General features: G+C 70.1%; 18 protein-coding genes and 2 pseudogenes. 12 read left to right on the forward strand and 8 right to left on the reverse strand.

Annotated features, from left to right (window positions below):
- Positions 1–296: 296 nt before the first annotated feature.
- The 5 genes from ACWCXX_RS20205 to ACWCXX_RS20225 all read right to left on the reverse strand — a co-directional run bounded on the left by ACWCXX_RS20205 (position 297) and on the right by ACWCXX_RS20225 (position 4265).
- The gene (locus ACWCXX_RS20205; protein WP_451129050.1) at positions 297–2192 is read right to left on the reverse strand and encodes an ATP-binding cassette domain-containing protein; all 1896 of its coding nucleotides are present in this window, start codon (positions 2190–2192) and stop codon (positions 297–299) included.
- A 388-nt stretch (positions 2193–2580) separates the two neighbouring features.
- Positions 2581–3075 (reverse strand): DinB family protein, encoded by a 495-nt coding sequence (locus ACWCXX_RS20210; protein WP_451129052.1) that lies wholly within the window; start codon positions 3073–3075, stop codon positions 2581–2583.
- Between the two features lie 83 nt (positions 3076–3158).
- On the reverse strand, positions 3159–3386 hold the full coding sequence (locus ACWCXX_RS20215; RefSeq protein WP_451129054.1) for a zinc finger domain-containing protein: 228 nt from the start codon (positions 3384–3386) through the stop codon (positions 3159–3161).
- 27 nt (positions 3387–3413) lie between these two features.
- Entirely contained in the window at positions 3414–3821 is a 408-nt protein-coding gene (locus ACWCXX_RS20220; RefSeq protein ID WP_451129056.1) for a RidA family protein, read from the reverse strand.
- Positions 3822–3995: 174 nt separating this feature from the next.
- Positions 3996–4265, reverse strand: coding sequence for an ArsR/SmtB family transcription factor (locus ACWCXX_RS20225; protein ID WP_451129058.1), 270 nt, complete (start codon positions 4263–4265; stop codon positions 3996–3998).
- A gap of 644 nt (positions 4266–4909) precedes the next feature.
- Here ACWCXX_RS20225 and ACWCXX_RS20230 point away from each other — a divergent pair.
- The 7 genes and pseudogenes from ACWCXX_RS20230 to ACWCXX_RS20260 form a co-directional block, all read left to right on the forward strand.
- Positions 4910–5098 (forward strand): annotated as a pseudogene (locus tag ACWCXX_RS20230) (SDR family NAD(P)-dependent oxidoreductase); the annotation flags it as partial.
- A gap of 140 nt (positions 5099–5238) precedes the next feature.
- On the forward strand, positions 5239–5634 hold the full coding sequence (locus ACWCXX_RS20235; RefSeq protein ID WP_451129060.1) for a Vgb family protein: 396 nt from the start codon (positions 5239–5241) through the stop codon (positions 5632–5634).
- Positions 5635–5698: 64 nt separating this feature from the next.
- Positions 5699–6046: a YciI family protein gene (locus ACWCXX_RS20240; protein WP_451129062.1), complete on the forward strand. Its 348-nt coding sequence runs from the start codon at positions 5699–5701 to the stop codon at positions 6044–6046.
- Positions 6047–6067: 21 nt separating this feature from the next.
- Positions 6068–6448: a hypothetical protein gene (locus ACWCXX_RS20245; RefSeq protein ID WP_451129064.1), complete on the forward strand. Its 381-nt coding sequence runs from the start codon at positions 6068–6070 to the stop codon at positions 6446–6448.
- A gap of 543 nt (positions 6449–6991) precedes the next feature.
- A complete protein-coding gene (locus ACWCXX_RS20250; protein ID WP_451129066.1) occupies positions 6992–8104 on the forward strand; it encodes a bifunctional DNA primase/polymerase in 1113 nt (370 codons plus the stop codon).
- Positions 8101–9615, forward strand: a complete 1515-nt coding sequence (locus ACWCXX_RS20255) for a DNA primase family protein (protein WP_451129068.1) — start codon at positions 8101–8103, stop codon at positions 9613–9615. Before ACWCXX_RS20250 ends, ACWCXX_RS20255 begins: the two co-directional genes overlap by 4 nt.
- Positions 9612–10013 (forward strand): DUF6009 family protein, encoded by a 402-nt coding sequence (locus ACWCXX_RS20260; RefSeq protein WP_451129070.1) that lies wholly within the window; start codon positions 9612–9614, stop codon positions 10011–10013. The genes ACWCXX_RS20255 and ACWCXX_RS20260 overlap by 4 nt, the downstream gene beginning before the upstream one ends.
- A 111-nt stretch (positions 10014–10124) precedes the next feature.
- Here the strand turns inward: ACWCXX_RS20260 and ACWCXX_RS20265 are convergent, their stop codons facing one another.
- On the reverse strand, positions 10125–10874 hold the full coding sequence (locus ACWCXX_RS20265; RefSeq protein WP_451129124.1) for a dienelactone hydrolase family protein: 750 nt from the start codon (positions 10872–10874) through the stop codon (positions 10125–10127).
- 112 nt (positions 10875–10986) lie between these two features.
- Here ACWCXX_RS20265 and ACWCXX_RS20270 point away from each other — a divergent pair, with 112 nt between their 5' ends.
- Positions 10987–11475, forward strand: coding sequence for a MarR family winged helix-turn-helix transcriptional regulator (locus ACWCXX_RS20270; protein WP_451129072.1), 489 nt, complete (start codon positions 10987–10989; stop codon positions 11473–11475).
- A gap of 52 nt (positions 11476–11527) precedes the next feature.
- On the opposite strand, the gene ACWCXX_RS20275 is transcribed toward ACWCXX_RS20270, so the two are convergent.
- Positions 11528–11977 carry a MarR family winged helix-turn-helix transcriptional regulator gene (locus ACWCXX_RS20275; RefSeq protein WP_451129074.1) on the reverse strand — a complete coding sequence of 150 codons (450 nt, stop codon included), beginning with the start codon at positions 11975–11977 and terminating at the stop codon, positions 11528–11530.
- A 92-nt stretch (positions 11978–12069) separates the two neighbouring features.
- Here ACWCXX_RS20275 and ACWCXX_RS20280 point away from each other — a divergent pair, with 92 nt between their 5' ends.
- Together ACWCXX_RS20280 and ACWCXX_RS20285 are read left to right on the forward strand one after the other, a co-directional pair.
- On the forward strand, positions 12070–12528 hold the full coding sequence (locus ACWCXX_RS20280; RefSeq protein WP_451129076.1) for an SgcJ/EcaC family oxidoreductase: 459 nt from the start codon (positions 12070–12072) through the stop codon (positions 12526–12528).
- 105 nt (positions 12529–12633) lie between these two features.
- Positions 12634–13539, forward strand: a pseudogene (locus tag ACWCXX_RS20285) (MFS transporter); the annotation flags it as partial.
- 233 nt (positions 13540–13772) lie between these two features.
- On the opposite strand, the gene ACWCXX_RS20290 reads toward ACWCXX_RS20285, so the two are convergent.
- A complete protein-coding gene (locus tag ACWCXX_RS20290) occupies positions 13773–14141 on the reverse strand; it encodes a hypothetical protein (RefSeq protein WP_451129078.1) in 369 nt (122 codons plus the stop codon).
- Positions 14142–14451: 310 nt separating this feature from the next.
- Here ACWCXX_RS20290 and ACWCXX_RS20295 point away from each other — a divergent pair, with 310 nt between their 5' ends.
- Positions 14452–14982 carry a hypothetical protein gene (locus ACWCXX_RS20295; protein ID WP_451129080.1) on the forward strand — a complete coding sequence of 177 codons (531 nt, stop codon included), beginning with the start codon at positions 14452–14454 and terminating at the stop codon, positions 14980–14982.
- A 223-nt stretch (positions 14983–15205) separates the two neighbouring features.
- Positions 15206–16096, forward strand: coding sequence for a DUF4097 family beta strand repeat-containing protein (locus ACWCXX_RS20300; protein ID WP_451129082.1), 891 nt, complete (start codon positions 15206–15208; stop codon positions 16094–16096).
- Positions 16097–16117 lie beyond the last annotated feature (21 nt).

Genomic DNA, 16117 nt, shown 5'->3' on the forward strand with positions numbered 1-16117 from the left:
GTTTGTGACCTGATCATGGTCATGCAGACGAAAGAGCAGGACAAACGATTCGCTCTCACAAGCGGCGTGGGCAAAATTCACACATGCGGAGGGCGGCCCTTCCCTCTCTCAACTCTCTGCTGCCCATCGAGGCGACCGTCCGGCACGCGAGCATGTCGGACGGCACCCGTCCGTCTGTCCATGAGCTGAGGTCATGGCTGCGGACGCGAACGGCCTCGCTGGAGGCCGGTCCCGATCAGCCGTGACCGCCGGGGCCCGCCCCCCGGAACTCGCCCGGGAGGGGCGGGCCTCGGGGATCACCGGTCCTTGGACAGGGCGAGGAGTTCCGCGAACAGGCCTCCCGCACCGGCCAGTTCCTCGTATCCGCCCTCCTCGATCACACGGCCCTCGCGCATGACGACGATTCGGTCGGCCAGCCGCGTGTTCTCCAACTGGTGCGTGACGACGACGGTCATGCGCTCGGCGGCGATGCGCCTGATCTCCAGGAAGATCCGGTGCTCCCCGCGGGGGTCCATCTGAGAGGTCGGCTCGTCGAGGATCAGCAACGGTGTCTGCCGGTACAGCGCCCGGCCGCAGACGAGCCGCTGCCACTGGCCGCCGGACAGCTCGACCCCGCCGAACAGTTCGCGTGCCAGGAGCGTGTCGAGCTGGTGGGGCAGTTTCTCGACCGCGTCGCGCATCCCGACGGCGTCGACGGCCTTCCACACCGGCACGTCGTCGAACGTCCTGGGCTGGCCGAGGGTGATGTTCTCCCTGGCGCGCAGGGGCCAGCAGGCGAAGTTCTGCGGGACGAGCGCGGTGCGCTTCCACACGGACTCGGGATCGGCCCCGGCGAGATCGATGCCGTCCCACAGGACGCGCCCCTTGTCGGCGAGCAGAATGCCGGTGAGGAGTCTGGCCAGGGTGGACTTGCCCGAGCCGTTCTCGCCGACGACGGCCAGGATCTCACCGCGTCGCAGGGTGAGCGAGACACCGTCGACGGCGGGTTCGGCTTTGCCGGGGTACCGGTACACCACTTCGTCGAGCCGGATCTCGTCGATGCGTTCGGGGACGGCGAGCCCGCCGCGCTTCGGGGCGCGCTCGGCGGCCAGGTCGAGGAAGGAGCGCATGTCGGCGAGGTACAGCGAGGTGTGGAACATGGCGGCGCCGTGAAGGACGAACTGCGAGAGGGCGGCCAGCGTCGTCTGGACGGCGATCACCGCGGTGGCGGCGACCGGCAGGGCGACACGGCCGGTGGTGGCCAGCCACGCCAGGGTGGCCCAGGTGCCCAGCAGGAACACGCCGCCCAGGGCGCTGGTCGTCAGGACGATGCGGAGCATGCGGGGCGCGGCGGTGAGGGTCCGCCGGTCGATGCGGTCGGACAGGGAGCGGTACCAGTGGATGAGGTAGCCGGTCATCCCGTTGGCGCGGACCTCGTCGCCGTGCCGGGAGTGGGTGGCCCACCAGCGCATCATGCCGCGGACGTTGCGGTCGCCCACGTTGGCGTAGTGGATCTCGTAGTCGACCCGTGCGCAGAGCACGGCCCCGATGCCGGCCGGCACGACGGCGAGCAGGAGCAGCGGAAGCATCGTCCAGTGCAGGGCCGTGACGACTCCGCTCGCGGCGATCATGCGGATCAGCGCGGCCATGAACCGCTGGGCGTCCTGCACCATCGTCCGGGTGCGGATGACGCCGACTTCGGCAGCCTCCTGACGGTCGGCGAAACCGTCCTCGCCGTACGCGGAGGCTTCGACGCGGCAGACGGCGGAGACCAGCGCGACATCCGCCTCGGTCAGCAGCAGCGGCGCGATGCGCCCGTCGGCGTACGCGGTCACGGCACTGCTGGCCCGGCTGATGGCCGCGGCGGCCGTCACCACGATCAGGGCGGGCAGCGCGGCCTGCAGACGTTCGGGCACGGTACCGGTGCCGAGGACGTGCGTCATGGCCCGCGCGGTGAACGCGAGGACGACGGCGGCGGCCGCGCCGGTGAGGAGCTGGCAGACGAGAAGCAGTACGACGCCGGTCCTGTCGACGGCCCAGGCCATGCGGGCGGTCTGCCCGAGCACGGAGGGCAGCCGGCCGCACAGGGCCCCGAAACTCACGTCTGCCAGCGGGTTCTTGCCCTGTTTTCCCCCGTAGGTGATGGTGGCGGGAGGCGGCGGGGGAGGGAGCTTCGCGTTCTCGGTCGAGGTGTCGGTCACGGTCACCCGCATCCCTCCAAGGGGTCGATGCCGCACCTGGATGGTTCGGCGGTGCACGGCTCAACGACGCGGCGAGGGAATCGAACGCGCTCGATTTCGGACGCACTGGAGCCCTTGAATTCCAAGGGCTCGAACGTGCGGTCGCCGTGCTGGGGCCGTCGCACGACACCGACGAATGGCCGAAACGCCGAACGCGAGACGTATGTGACGTACGGGGTTTGGCTCGGTGGCGGAGCGACCGAAGCGACTCTGGAACCGGAATACCGGAACCATGGGAGTGCAGAAGCACAAGAGGGCAGGAGTGCAGGAAACCTGACCGTGGTCGGTGCCGCTGGTGTCGTTGGTGCTGCTGGCGTCACCGGTGGGCACCGACCGCCTTGCCGCCGGGGCGGATCGGGTGTCAGCTCCGCGGGTGGTCGCCGGTCGCCCCGTCGATGAGCTCCCGCACGATGTCCATGTGACCGGCGTGCCGAACGGTGTCCTCGATCATGTGGATCAGCACCCAGCGCAGAGAAACGGTTCTGCCGTTCCAGGACGTACCGAGGGCGTCGAGGTCGAGCTCGTCGATCGCCCTGTCCGCGGCGGCTCGGGCCCGGCCGTAGAACTCCACAATGGCCTCGGTGCTCTCGTCCGCCCCCACGGTCATGTCCTCGGTGTAGGGGTCGAACCAGAACGGTTCGGTCTCACGGCCGAACGTCGTGCAGAACCATCCGTACTCGACGGTCGCCAAGTGCTTCACCAGACCGAGCAGGTTGGTCCCCGACGGAGTCATCGGGCGACGCAGCGCGTCGTGGTCCAGGCCGTCGAGCTTCCACAGGATCACATCGCGGTGCCGGTCGAGGCTGGCGTGCAGACTTTCCTTCTCGCCACCGGTGCGGGGCACGATTCTTGTCATCCGCGGACCGTAACAGCGAGGACTGACAGTTCCGGGCCGCGAAGCCTCCTGCCGAGCCCCCCGGCCCGGTTCGGCGCCGGCGCTCACGGCCGGGGCAGCCCGGTCCATATCGCCCCCGGCTTGCGCACGGCGGGGGTCGGCACGCTGAGCGCCTTCGCGAGTCGGGGCGCAAGGCGGAAGCGGGCGGCGTGGTACTGAATCGCCACCGTGCCCTTGCCGGTCCGGCACGGCGAGCCCGCAGGGGAGGCGTAGGCGGGCGCAGGGAAGCCGTGCGATTCCACTGTGGGCCTGGGACGTTTTCGAGGTTTCACCGGGACCTGCTTCAGCGGATCCAGCCGTTATCCGGCGCTCGGTACCACGGCCAATGCATCGACCTCGACCCGGAAGTCCGGGTGAACCAGGCCGACGACCCGCACCAAGGAGCAGGCGGGCGGGTGTTCTGCGTCCTGGTATTCGTCTCGCACTTTGCGAAACGCGTCCAGATCGTCCAGATCGGTCAGGTAGACCGTCAGTTTGACTACATGCTCCAGGCCGGATCCCGCCGCCTCCAGTGCGGTGGTCAGGTTCGCGTAGACCTGCCGGACCTGGGCCTCGGCGTCCTCTTTACCGACCGGATTGCCGTCGCCGTCCACCGGGACTTGACCCGAGACGGCGACCATCGCTCCGGTGAAGGCGACCGCGTGGCTGTAGCCGTTGACGGGCGGTGAACCGTTGGGACGTATGAAGTGCTCCATGGCGCCGATCATGCCAGGCCCTCGGGGAGTGCTCGAACGGAAACCAGCGGCAGCCGCTGACCGGATCATGTCGTCGGACGAAGGCCGACTCAAGCGGTCGGCGGACGGGTGGGGGCCGGTCAACGGCTTGGTGGGGAGGACAGTCGCCCGGCCAGGCGGGGGAGGACGGAGGCGGAGTGCTGAACCTCAGCTGTCGTGAGCTCGCGGTCTGGTAGCGGTGGTCGTGAGTCGGTCGCCGAGCGTGCTTCTCCGGTACAGCACATGCCGTCCGTCACGTGCCCGGGTGACCAGTCCTGTGGAGTGCAGGACACGCAGGTGTTGGGAGACAGCGCTTGGGGTGACCCTGAGGCGGCGGGCGAGCTCTACGGGGGGCAGTGGCTCTTCCAGGAGGCTGAGCAGTCTCGCTCGGGATGAACCGAGCAGAGACGCCAGGGCGGTTGTGTCGACGGTCGGCATCTCCGAGCCCCACAGCGTGGCTGCTCCCCGGCTGGGATGGACGAGGCTCGGCGGCTCGTCCGGGCTGACGGGGGAGCGGGCTTGTGTGCGAACACGGACGGCAGGAGCAACAGCCCCGGCCGGATGCCGCAACCCGGTGCGTGCTGATCATCTTGCGGATGTGCAGCTCTCCGTCTTGCCAGCGCAGGTTCGGGGGCATGTCGGCGAACAGCAGTCGGGCGCCCCCCAGGGCGAGCCGGTGGGCGCGGTAGGTCATGTCGGCTTCCAGCACCAGTCGCATCTGCGGCCACACCGGCTCGATGGCCACCTCCCAGCACTGCCGCAGGAGATCGCAGGTGGCGTCACGGAGTCCGGCGACAGGTGCGTCTTCGGCGGCGGTGGCGTCGCGGAGCGCTTCGGGAACAGGGTCGGGGGCGTGCGCAAGCAGCAGGTCGTGGCGGACCCGAGCGCAGGACGCCTGGCGGACGACGGAGAGTTCTTCTCCTGCAGCACCCGCAGGCTGAACAGGGTTTCGTGCAGGGGTGAGAGGGCGAAGCGGGTGTCCGCGAGGTCCTCGACGCCGAGCACAAAGCTGACCATTAAGCCGTACGCTACATCGATTGGCGACGCAACGCCGATGCCGTGGACTTCCTCCCATGACACACATGACTCATGTGCAGCGAACGGCAGTTGTCACCGGTGCGGCAGGCGGCATCGGCGCCGCCGTGCCCAGGCGCCTGGCGGGCGACGGCTTGGCGGTCGGCGTGATCGATCTGGACGAGGCGGATTGCGCCGATATGGTGGAGGCCATCACCAGTGTCGGTGGGGCAGTGCTGGCCGTCGCCACCGACATCGAGAGGCTGCAGCGTGCCGCATGGTGGGACTGGCCCCCCGACCTGGCCACCGAACACGCCCGCACCATCATGGCCGGGACACCCGCCGGCATCGAACGCATCGCCACCGAGCACGGACAGGGGAAGTCCCTTTGAACCACGTGACCCAGATATCCATCGAAGAGCACACGGTGGCCGACCACGCGGCCGGACCCTACGCCCTCACCACGGGACCGGACGGCGCCCTGTGGTTCACCCTCGTCCACAGTGGCCGGATCGGCCGCCTCGTCCCCGGGGAGGAGCCGACGAGCCACCGGCTCGACCCCGACTGCGGGCCGACCGTCATCACAGCCGGTCCCGACGGCGCGCTGTGGTTCACCGAGTACCGGGCGGACCGCATCGGGCGGATCACCACCGACGGCGTGATCGACGAATTCGGCGTGCCCACGCCCGGCTGTGGACCGTTCGGCATCGCGGCGGGCCCCGACGGCACCCTGTGGACCGCGCTGGAGATCGGCGCACTCGCCCGCATCGCCCCAGCGGACAGCACCATCTGACCAGACCACCCCCTCCCACACCATCAGCAGCAGTCGCCCGTACGGCGGCCGGAGAGGGACCTCCATGAAATACGCACTCGTGATCTTCGAGACGGATGAGTCGCGCCGCCGGATCCAGGCCGACCGGGCCGCGTACCGCAAGGAGTACGAGGGTTGGATCGGCGGCCTCGCCACGGCCGGGAAACTGGTCGGCGGCGAAGCCCTGGAGACCGAGCGCATCGCGCCCGCGACGGTGCGCACTGCGGCCGACGGGACGTCGACGGTGACCGACGGGCCCGCGCACGCCGGCGAGGAGACCCTCGGAGGCTGGTTCATCATCGAGGTGGCCGACCGCGCGGAAGCCCTCGAACTGGCCAAGAGCCTCCCCACCCCGGAGACCGTCGAGATCCGCCCGGTCCTCGAATCCGCCTGAAGAACACGGGGGACCGTGCCGGTGGCACGACAGCACCCGGTCGCAGGGCCGCTGCTGTCGTTCCGCCCGGCTTCGTCCGATCATGCCCGCCTGGCCGAAGCCGTCCGGGGCGGGCAGGCCGTCGCCGCGCAGCAGGCTGAAGTCGATGTGCTTGATGAGCACAGTGCGGGAGTTCCCGGTCAGGGCCTCAACGATTTCCCGCTCGGCGAGCCGGATCTCCTCCGCCTGCACCACAGCAGCGTGGCCTGTCGGCTCGAACAGATCGCCAAGACCCTGGGCATCTGGGTATCGAACTCACCGAACCCATGGACCCGACCCCGGCCCTCTCGCCCTCACCGCATGGCGGCTGCTCGACGCCCACCGGAGCGACTGAAGCGACCGAAGCGACTGAAGCGACTCTGAAACCGGAATTCCGGAAACCGGTCGGGCGGCGAAAGCCTGGCTTCGGGGGAGGGGTCGCTTCAGTCGCTGGAGGCCGGTACGCGGGCGGGGGCTCAGTCGCTGGGTCGCTGGGGTTCTCCGGGGCAGCGACTGAAAGAAAGCGACCGAAGAACTTCTCGGTCGCTTCTACGGTTTTTGTAAAACCCCAGGTCAGGGCAGGTTTTCAAGCTGCATAGCGACTGGAGCGACTGAAGTGTCGGGTATATGAGGACATTCGCGTGTGCGCGTGTGCGTCATATATAGACGCCTTGAGTCGCTTCAGTCGCTGTTTTGGGTTTCACAAGCCCCTGACCTGCATCTTTTCCGAGCTACTGAGAGAGCGACCGAAACGCTCCGGGTCGCTGGGGTACCGATGCTTCAGTCGCTGACGGCCGCTTCGAGGGCCGGCGGAACCTCTCGCCGACACGATGAAGCGGTTTCTCGCCCAGAGACCCCCTCGGTAACCCGGGCTTCGATAATCTATGTTCGTCGTTGAGTCGCTTTGGTCGCTGATGGGGGGTGCGCATGGCGCATGAGCTGGACGTTTCACACAGCGACCCGGAGCAGCCCGGTCCCACGCCGGTAGCCGCTCCGCGCAGTGTGGATCTTGCCAGGTGGTGCGCCAGCCGGGGATGGCCGGTCCATCCGCTGGCGCCGGGACGCAAGACCCCGACGGCCAACTGCGAGAGGTGTCGGCAGCCCGGCCACACCCACAAGGGGTGCGCCTGCCTCCAGGCCGGCCGCTGGTGCCACGGCTTCCACGCCGCCACCCTGGACTTCGCCCGCATCGAGCAGTGGTGGTTCAACCACCCCGGCCTCGGGGTCGGCGTCGCCTGCGGCCCCGCCCATCTGGTGGTCATCGACATCGACGCGCACCCGCAACAACCGCCGGACCGGGACCGGCTGCTGCCGGGCATCCCGATTCCCCGCAGCGTGGACCTGGGCGGTCTGGCCAACGGATTCCACACCCTGGGCGTGCTGGCCGCCCTGCGGGGCGCCGTCAGCCCCGCGGACGACGAAACGACCTTGCGCGTACGCACGCCGTCCGGAGGGCTTCACGTGTGGTACCGCGCCCATGGCAGCCACCGCTGGCAGTGCTCCGCGGGTTCGAGCAGCACCCGCGCCCTGGCCTGGCAGGTCGATGTCCGGGCCAACGGCGGGTACATCGTCGCGCCCGGCACCACCACCGCCGCGGGTACCTACACGGCCATCGGCCCGGCCCGCGAACCGGCGGCCCTGCCCGACTGGCTGGCCCGCGAGCTCGCCCGTACCGGGCACCTCCCGCCCGCCCACATTCCCGCTCCGCGTCCCGTGCCGCCCAGGGCCCGGCAGGCGGTGCTGGCGGCCGGCGGCGGCCGGGACGCGGCAGGCAGGGCCCTGGCGAAGGTCCTCGGGGAGGTCGCGGCCTGTGCGAGCGTCCCCGAGGGGGCGGCCTTCTCCGCGAAGCTGAACCGGGCCGCGTACACCGTCGGGGGACTGGTCGCGAGCGGCCACCTCTCGGCGGACGCGGCGGAGCAGGCGCTGCGGGACGCCGCCGAACAGGCCCGACCCGGTCAGGAACGACGCTACGGAGCCATCATCCGCAGCGGCCTGAACGCGGGCCTGCTGCGTCCGCTGTCCCCGGGAGGCCGCGCGTGATCTCCCGGGACGACAACGCACTCTTCGACCCGCAGGCGGTCGCGGCACAGATCCTCGCGCAGGTTCCCACCCCCCTGCCCGCACAGGGCGGCGACCCCGGCGCGAGCCAGTCACCGGACGGCGAGGCCACCGCGGCGGGCCTGCTGCCCGACACCCTCACCGACCGGGGCAACGCCAAACTGTTCGTCAAGCTGTACGCCAACGACTACCGGCACGTCCCGGGCCTCGGCTGGTACCGCTGGGACAGCACCCGGTGGCAGATCGACGAGGACGACACGGTGATCTGGGCCGCCGGTGACCTGGCCGAGAGCATCGCCTCGGCGGACCCGCGCGGCGTGTTCACCACCGCGGCGCTCCAGCGGCACCGCAGCCGCGCGCTGAGCACCAGCGGCATGAACGCTATGCTCACCCAGGCCAAGTCCGCCCCCGGCATGGTGCTCAACGCGGCGCGGCTGGACGCCGATCCGTACGCACTGTGCACGCCCTCGGGGATCGTCGACCTGCACACCGGGCTGATCAGGAAGCCCGACCCGAACAAGGACTTCCACTCCCGCTCCACCAGCGCGGCCCCCCAGCCCGTGGCCACGCCGCGCTGGCACCGGTTCCTCACCGACACGTTCGGCGCGGACGCCGACGGCGCGGAGATGGTCGACTTCCTGCACCTGCTGCTCGGCTACTCCATCACGGGGGATGTCGGAGGGCAGGTCATGCCCTTTCTGTTCGGCTCCGGGAAGAACGGCAAGTCGGTACTGCTGGACGTCCTGATGAAGCTGCTCGGCGACTACGCGGACGCCGCCCCGCCCGGCTTCCTGATGTCCCGCCCCTACGAGGGACACCCCACCGACCTGGCCGAACTGCACGGCCGCAGGGTCATCGTGTGCAGCGAGGTCAAGCCCGGCGACAAGTTCGACGAGGCCAGGGTCAAACTCCTCACCGGCGGCGACCGCATCAAGGCGCGCCGCATGCGGCAGGACTTCTTCAGCTTCGAGCCGACCCACAAGCTGTGGCTGCTGGGCAACCACCGCCCCGAGGTCGGCACCGGCGGCTTCGCGTTCTGGCGCCGCATGCGGCTCATCCCGTTCGAACGCGTCGTCTCCGACGACCGCAAGATCGACAACCTGGCGGACATCCTGGTCACCGAGGAGGGGCCGGGAATCCTCAACTGGCTCATCGAGGGCGCCCGTCGCTATCTTGCCGGCGAGAAGGTCCTCACCGGCCCCGAACGGGTCTGCATCGCCACGACCGCCTACGCCGAGACGGAGGACCACACCGGGCGCTTCATCGGCGAATCCTGCCGGGTCGACCCCGAGCTGAGGGCGGAACAAGCCGCGCTCTACGCGGCGTACAAGTCCTGGTGTCACAATGAAGGTGCCCCGGCCGTCTCGTCCCGAGCCTTTGCGGCCAGGGTTCGCGAGACGGTTGGACTGGCGTCGCCCAAGGAAATGATCCTGTCCAACCAGCGGAAGTACTACCCGGGCATTGGACTGCTCGCTGATCAGGAGACAGCATGAGCGCCCTCATCGCAGAGGACGAGATCAATCATGAAGTCGACCTCGTCTGGCTGGAGGACATCGCCGACCTCGACTACGTACGACAGAGCCTCGACCGGCTGCCGACCCGCCGGGGCAAGCCCGCCTACCACCGCGACGGTCGGATGGTCGGGTACACCCTGCTGGGCCCGAAGGCGAAGGCGTCGCGCTCGTCCGGTACGTTCCGTCGCCGGGTCTTCTGGCTGCTTCCGCACGACCGCGACAGCGAACCCGAGGGCCTGTACGCCATCGGGGCCCCCGCGGAGGCGGTGGACCCGCGCACGCTGGAACCGGGCCGCAAGGGCCGCAAGACCGCCCGTTCCGAGGGCGGCCCGCCGTCCCCGGCGATGCGGGAGATGGGCATAACCCTCCCGCTGTAGCGGCCTTTGGCGGCGGTTCCGGTCCACGGGCGGCGTGCGGGGCGCACGCCGCCGCGGGTTTCACCTGCCGGTTATGTCGGGTCCCGTCGGCCGGTCTCCCGGACCGGAGCCTCAGCAGCCGGTCAGGGTGTGGTCGAGGAGCGGCAGCAGACGGTCCCAATGGCGTTGCAGCGCGGCGGGGTTGAAGGCGTCGGTGTCGGACATGGTGAAGCCGTGGACGGTGTCGGGGTAGGTCTCGCAGGTGTAGTCGACGCCTGCGGCGTCCAGGGCCCGGTCGAGCTCGCCGACGGCCTCGGGGGACAAGTCGTTACCCGAGAGGCCGAGGTGCACCCGGGCGGTGACCCCGGCCAGGAGGCGGTGCGGGCTGTCGGGCGCGTCGGTGACCAGGAGGCCGGGGTGGAATCCGGCGACGGCGGCCACCTGGTCGGGGTGGGCCGCTGCGGTGCGCATGGCCAGGGCGGCGCCCATGCAGTAGCCGATCGCTGCGACCGGGCCGGCCCCGACCTCGGGCCGGGTGGTGAGGAACCGGAGATAGGCGTCGGCGTCCCGCAGGACGCGTTCGGTGGTGTGTGCCTCGATGAGGGGCATCAGCCGGCCGATGAGGCCGGGCCGGACCTCCTCCCCGATGTGCTCGGGAAGTTCGATCACCGGTGCCGGGCCGTGGCGGTAGTAGAGGTTGGGGAGCAGCACGTAGTAGCCGTGTCCGGCCAGTTCTCGGGCCTTCTCCTCCAACTCGGGCCGCACGCCGAAGGCGTCCGAGTACAGCAGGACACCCGGGTGCCGCCCGCCGTCCTCGGGGAAGGCGGCGAAGGCGTCGGCCAGGCCGTCAGGGGTGGGAATCTGCAGGGCTGCGGTGGGAATGGCGGATCTTCCTTCCTGGAGTTCGCTCGACCGGCGTCGGTCCCACCAACGCTGTCGGCGCGAGTGAACGTATAGCGTTGGTGGGACCGACGCAATGAACAGGACGGGCGCCATGACCAGAGCCGAAGCCGCGGGCATACCCGACGACGGTGCGCCCGGGACGCCCGACAGGCTGCGTCGGCAGGCGAGCCGACTGCTGTCGCAACTGTCCACGCGGTCGGACCGGCTGATCAACGAAGGTTCGGCCCGGGTCGACGCCCGTAAGTGGCACTACGCCGTGCTCGCCGCACTGCAGGATCACGGCCCCGGCAGCCAGGCGGCGCTGAGCCGGCGCACCGGCATCCACCGCAGTGACATGGTCGGTGTACTCAACGAACTGACCGGGCGTCACCTCGTCGAGCGGGTGCCGGACCCCGCCGACCAGCGCCGCAACCTCATCACGATCTCCGCCCCGGGCCGCCGTCACCTGCACCGCCTCGACAAGGTCCTGGACGACCTCCACGACGAGCTGCTCGCGCCGCTGAGCCCGGCCGAGCGTGACCGGTTCGTGGGGTTGCTCACCCGGCTGCTGGACCACCACGCCCCGACCGCCTGCCCCTGACGCTTGACCGCCTGACCCCGCTCGGCGGCATCGGGCCGCGCTCCGGAAGGGCTCAGTGGTGGGTGGTGCGCAGCTGTTCGGCTGTGTGCTGGTAGGCGTCGGCCGCACGGTTGAAGTAGTCGAAGAGGACCTTCAGCTGCTCGGGGGTGTAGTCGCGGAGGATCTCGGCGATCTGCTCGCGGGCGGGTGCCATGACCTCGTCGAGCCCGGCCGGCCTGCCGATGGGCTCGACGATCACTTTGCGGCGGTCCGTGGGATCGGCGGCGCGGCGGACGTAGCCGCCCTGTTCGAGGCGGTCGATCAGCCGGGTGGTGGGCCCGGTGGTCAGCCCGGTGCGGGTGCCGAGCTCACCGGGGGTCATGGGACCGGCCAGTTCGAGGGTGTTGAGCGCGTACAGATCCGTCGCGCCGAGTCCGCACGCCTTGGCACCGGCATGACCGTGCAGCATCACCGCGCTCAGATACCGCCGATAGACGCGGGTGGCCTCCGCAGGCGTTGACATCCCGTCACCCACTTCCTAGTCTCTTCTTGAAGGAAGAGACTTCTTTGACAAAGAAAGCTCTCTGGAGAAGAGTTTAGGGGAAGGGCACCGCCATGACCACCACTCATGCCTCCGCCTCCGCCGGCATCACCGCCGTCCTGCGCCGCAGCCAGGACGCCTGGAACGACGGCGACGGCGCCGCCTACGGCGCCTGCTTCACTCCCGATGCCACCGACGTCACCTTCGCCGGCACCGTCTACCGAGGCGCCGACGAGATCGGCCGCGCCCACCAAGCGCTCTTCGACAGCTTCCTGAAGGGCACCCGCCTCCATCTGGAAGTCATCGAGACCCGCTTCCTCACCCCGGACGTCGCCGTCGTCGTCACCCGGGGCGAGGTCGCGAAGAAGTCCCCCAAGCGCCTGGGCAAGCGCGCCACCTACACCCTCGTCCGCGACACCGAAACCGACGCCGACAGTGCCTGGCGCATCGCCGCCGTCCAGAAGACCAAGCACGGCCGCCTCATGGAAGCGATCTCCTTCGCGGTCCAGCCCCGAACGGTTCCCGGGGCCTGAGAAACGTCCACGTCGGCCCGTCATGGGCCTCCGCCGCTCCGGAGAAGGCCGATCGGACTGCGGGCGCGTGCTCGGCAGCGTCAGCAACGACACCCGAGGCGTGGGGCCCATCTGCCGGACCTGCTCGGCCGCGACCCCGCCCTCCTGGAACGAGCCAACTCCCGCCTGCGCGGCGCCCGGACCGCCGCGTCCGGCTTCGCGGGGAGTGCCCTGCTCGCGCTCGGGCGGGCGTTTCCGCTGCTCGCCGACGCGGTGTCGTTCATGCTCTCCGCACTGCTCGTACGGTCGCTTCCCGCTGCACCCCGGCCCGTACCGGAGATCCGTGAGTCGCTGCTGCGGCAGGCGCGGGCCGGGGCCTCGTAAGTCTTCCGGGACCGGTTGCTGCTCGGGCTCGCACTGCGTCCGGCGGTCGGGAACATCGCCTTCCTCGCCGTGGAGACCGTACTCGCCCTCTTCGCGCACGACCGCCTCGGCATCGGCACCTACGGCCTCGGTCTGCTCCTCACGGCGGAGGCCACCGGCGGTCTGCTCGGAGCAGGCATCGCCTCCTTCCTCGGCCGACGACTCGGCACCGGCACCGCACTGACCTGCACGGCCGCAGTCGAAGGCCTTGCCATCCTGGGCCTTGCCGCAGCCCCGAACCCTTACGTGGCCGGGCTGGCGCTCGCCGTCTGCGGAGCGGGCATGGGCGCCAGGATGGTGCTCGGCCCCTCCCTCCGGCAGGCGATCGTCCCGGCCCACCTCATGGGCCGGGACGCCTCCACTTCCCGCATGCTCGCCATGTGCGCCGTCCCCATCGGGGCCTTTCTCGGCGGCTGGCCGGCCACCGCCCACGACATCCGTACCCCGCTCTACGCCGCCGCCGGCCTCCTCCTCGCCATGACCGCCATCACGGCATCCATGACCAGCAACCGCCGGGGCAGCGGCGCTGCGCGCCGCTGCCCCGGCCGGCGGTCCGGATCACCCGGCATCCAAGGCCCCGCCCAGGAGAGTGCACCCGACTTGTCGTGACGCCTGCCGCGAAGGCGTCACGACAAGTCGGGTGCCAGGCCCTCGCGAGGCGCGACCCATCGCGCGGACCATCGCGGTGCCCGTCGATTCCACCGGCACGACCGGACCGTGGTCAGCGCCAACAGCCGCCCGGCGCCCTTTCCACGAACCCCAGCGGCAGCCGCACCCCGTGTGCCGGCCGACCACGATCAATCTCGGCGGCACTTTCTGTACCGCAACTACTCACGCCCGGCTCACCACCGGTCCCAGACGGCGTCGGACCGGCTGACGACCCGTCGGAGTTCGCGAGCGGTTCGCGGTGACACGGCCTGCATCACGGTGTCGAGGAGAGTTCGGGCTTCGAAGGGGTCGCCGCAGCAGTACCAGTGCGCGTTGCCCTGCTCGTAGTCGTCCCACAGTTGGCGCTCGGGGCGGTGGACGTAGTCCTTCCACAGGCGCACCGCCATGCTCACGCCTCCCGGCCGCAGATGGTTGCGGGTGTGTTCGAGACGGAAGATCTCGGACAGCGCGTGCGGGGACAGGCCGTCGACGGTCGGCCCCGCTTCCGGTGTCCGGGAGTGGGGGATGCAGGCCCGGACGCTTCCTGGGCGCCTACGCGGCATGGACCTTTCGGTTCGTCGTCATGCCGGACATCGTGCCACGACCTCGAACGAGGTCGAACAGGGGTGAACGGGGGTGGGCAGGGTGCGGGGCGGCGTCGAGGATGGCGCCGTACCGAGGTGCGGTGGTGTCACATCTGTTGCCCATGTGGTGCCAGCGTGGCGCCTTCGTGGCGTCTTCGCGGGTTTCTTTGTCCTCGAAACGGTGCTGCGACATGGCAATTTGAAGAAGAAATTGCAGGTCAGGACCCTGTGCGCCAAAGAGGGGTCAATGTGGCTCGCCATGGCGCCATCGATGTGCCATCATGGCGTCATGGACCTCACGCCCTACGTCGACAACCTTCGGCAAGAACTGGCCGTCGCCGCGGAAGCCGGTGGCGACGACGCCCGCGCCCTCGCCGAGCGGCTCACCGCCCCACTGGAATCCGCCGCCCGCCTGACCCTTCTCAACGCGCTGTCCGCCGCCATGGGCGAGGTCACGCGGGAGCTGGCGCCGGGCTCGGTCGATGTGCGACTGCGCGGGCTCGACCCGGAGTTCGTGGTGACGGCGCCGCCCGCGCCCGAACCGTTCCGGGAGGAGGGGGAGCCGGTCGGGGCTCCCGCAGCTCCCACGCCGCCCCCGCCGCCCGCGGATGCCGACGACGGCACCATGGCGCGGATCAACTTCCGTCTCCCCGCCCACCTCAAGGCCCGTGCCGAGAGCGCCGCGGTGGCGGAGGGACTGTCGGTCAACGCCTGGCTGGTGCGGGCCGTGTCCACCGCCCTCGACGGCAGGGAGCGCGCGAGCACGCCGGGCCGGGGCAAGGAATCGGGCGGCCGGGGCTTCACCGGCTGGGTCCGCTAGGGCGTTCCCGGCCGGGACTTTCGAACACGCCCTGGGGCGCGTAGCCGGGCAGCGCGGAAGCGGCGCCGTCCGCCCGCGAGGCGGACGGGACTCCCGCCGCGCACCCGGGGGCCACCGACCCCGTACACCTCACTTTCACCGGCGGATCGCCGATCCGCCGACGTCACTCATCACCCGCCTCACCAGCGGGATCAACCACACGAGTCAAGAGGACGGAACAGCCATGCCTGCTTTCGAGACCCCCGAACCGATCTCCGCCACCCTTGAGCTGGAGGCCGGTACCGCCCGCATCACCGCGGGCAAGCGCACCGACACGGTCGTGGAGGTGCTGCCGCGCAGCGCATCCGACAGCAACGACGTACGCGCCGCGCAGCAGACCCAGGTCACCTGCTCGGGCGGCCGGCTCACCATCAGGACACCCAAGAAGCGCACCCTGTTCGGCAAGCCGGGCTTCATCGAGGTCAGCATCGAACTGCCCGCGGGCTCGGACGTCCGGGGCACCTCGGGCATGGGCAGCCTCTTCTGCGAGGGCAGCTTCGGGGAAGTCGTGCTCAAGTCCTCGCTCGGCGACCTCCAGGTCGACGAGGCGGCCGGGGCCGATCTCCGGACCGACCACGGCGACATCCGCCTGGCCCACTCGACCGGGGACGTCGAAGTCGTCGGCGGGGGCCGGATCGAGATCGGCACGGTCGCGGGCACGGCGACCGTCAAGAACAGCAACGGCACGACCGAGATCGGCGAGGTCACCGGCGGTCTGAAGACCAACTCGGCCAACGGCGACATCTCCATCGGAGTCGCGCACGGCACCGTCGGAGCCAAGTCCGCCAACGGCCGGATCGAGATCGGCACCATCCACGCTGGGGTCGAGGCGATGTGCTCCAACGGCGGCATCCGCGTCGGCGACCTCGTCCGCGGCCGGGCCGACCTGCGCACCTCCGTCGGCAACCTCGAAGTGGGCATCCACGAGGGCACCGCCGCCTGGCTCGACCTGAACACCAAGTACGGCGCGGTACGCAACCTGCTCGACTCCTCCGCCGGTCCCGCCGACTCCGACGAGACCGCCGAGGTGTACGGCCGGACCTCGACCGGCGACATCGTCGTCCGCCGCGCCTGACCCCGCACACTCCCACTCACC

The organism is Streptomyces sp. NPDC001732, assembly GCF_053596315.1.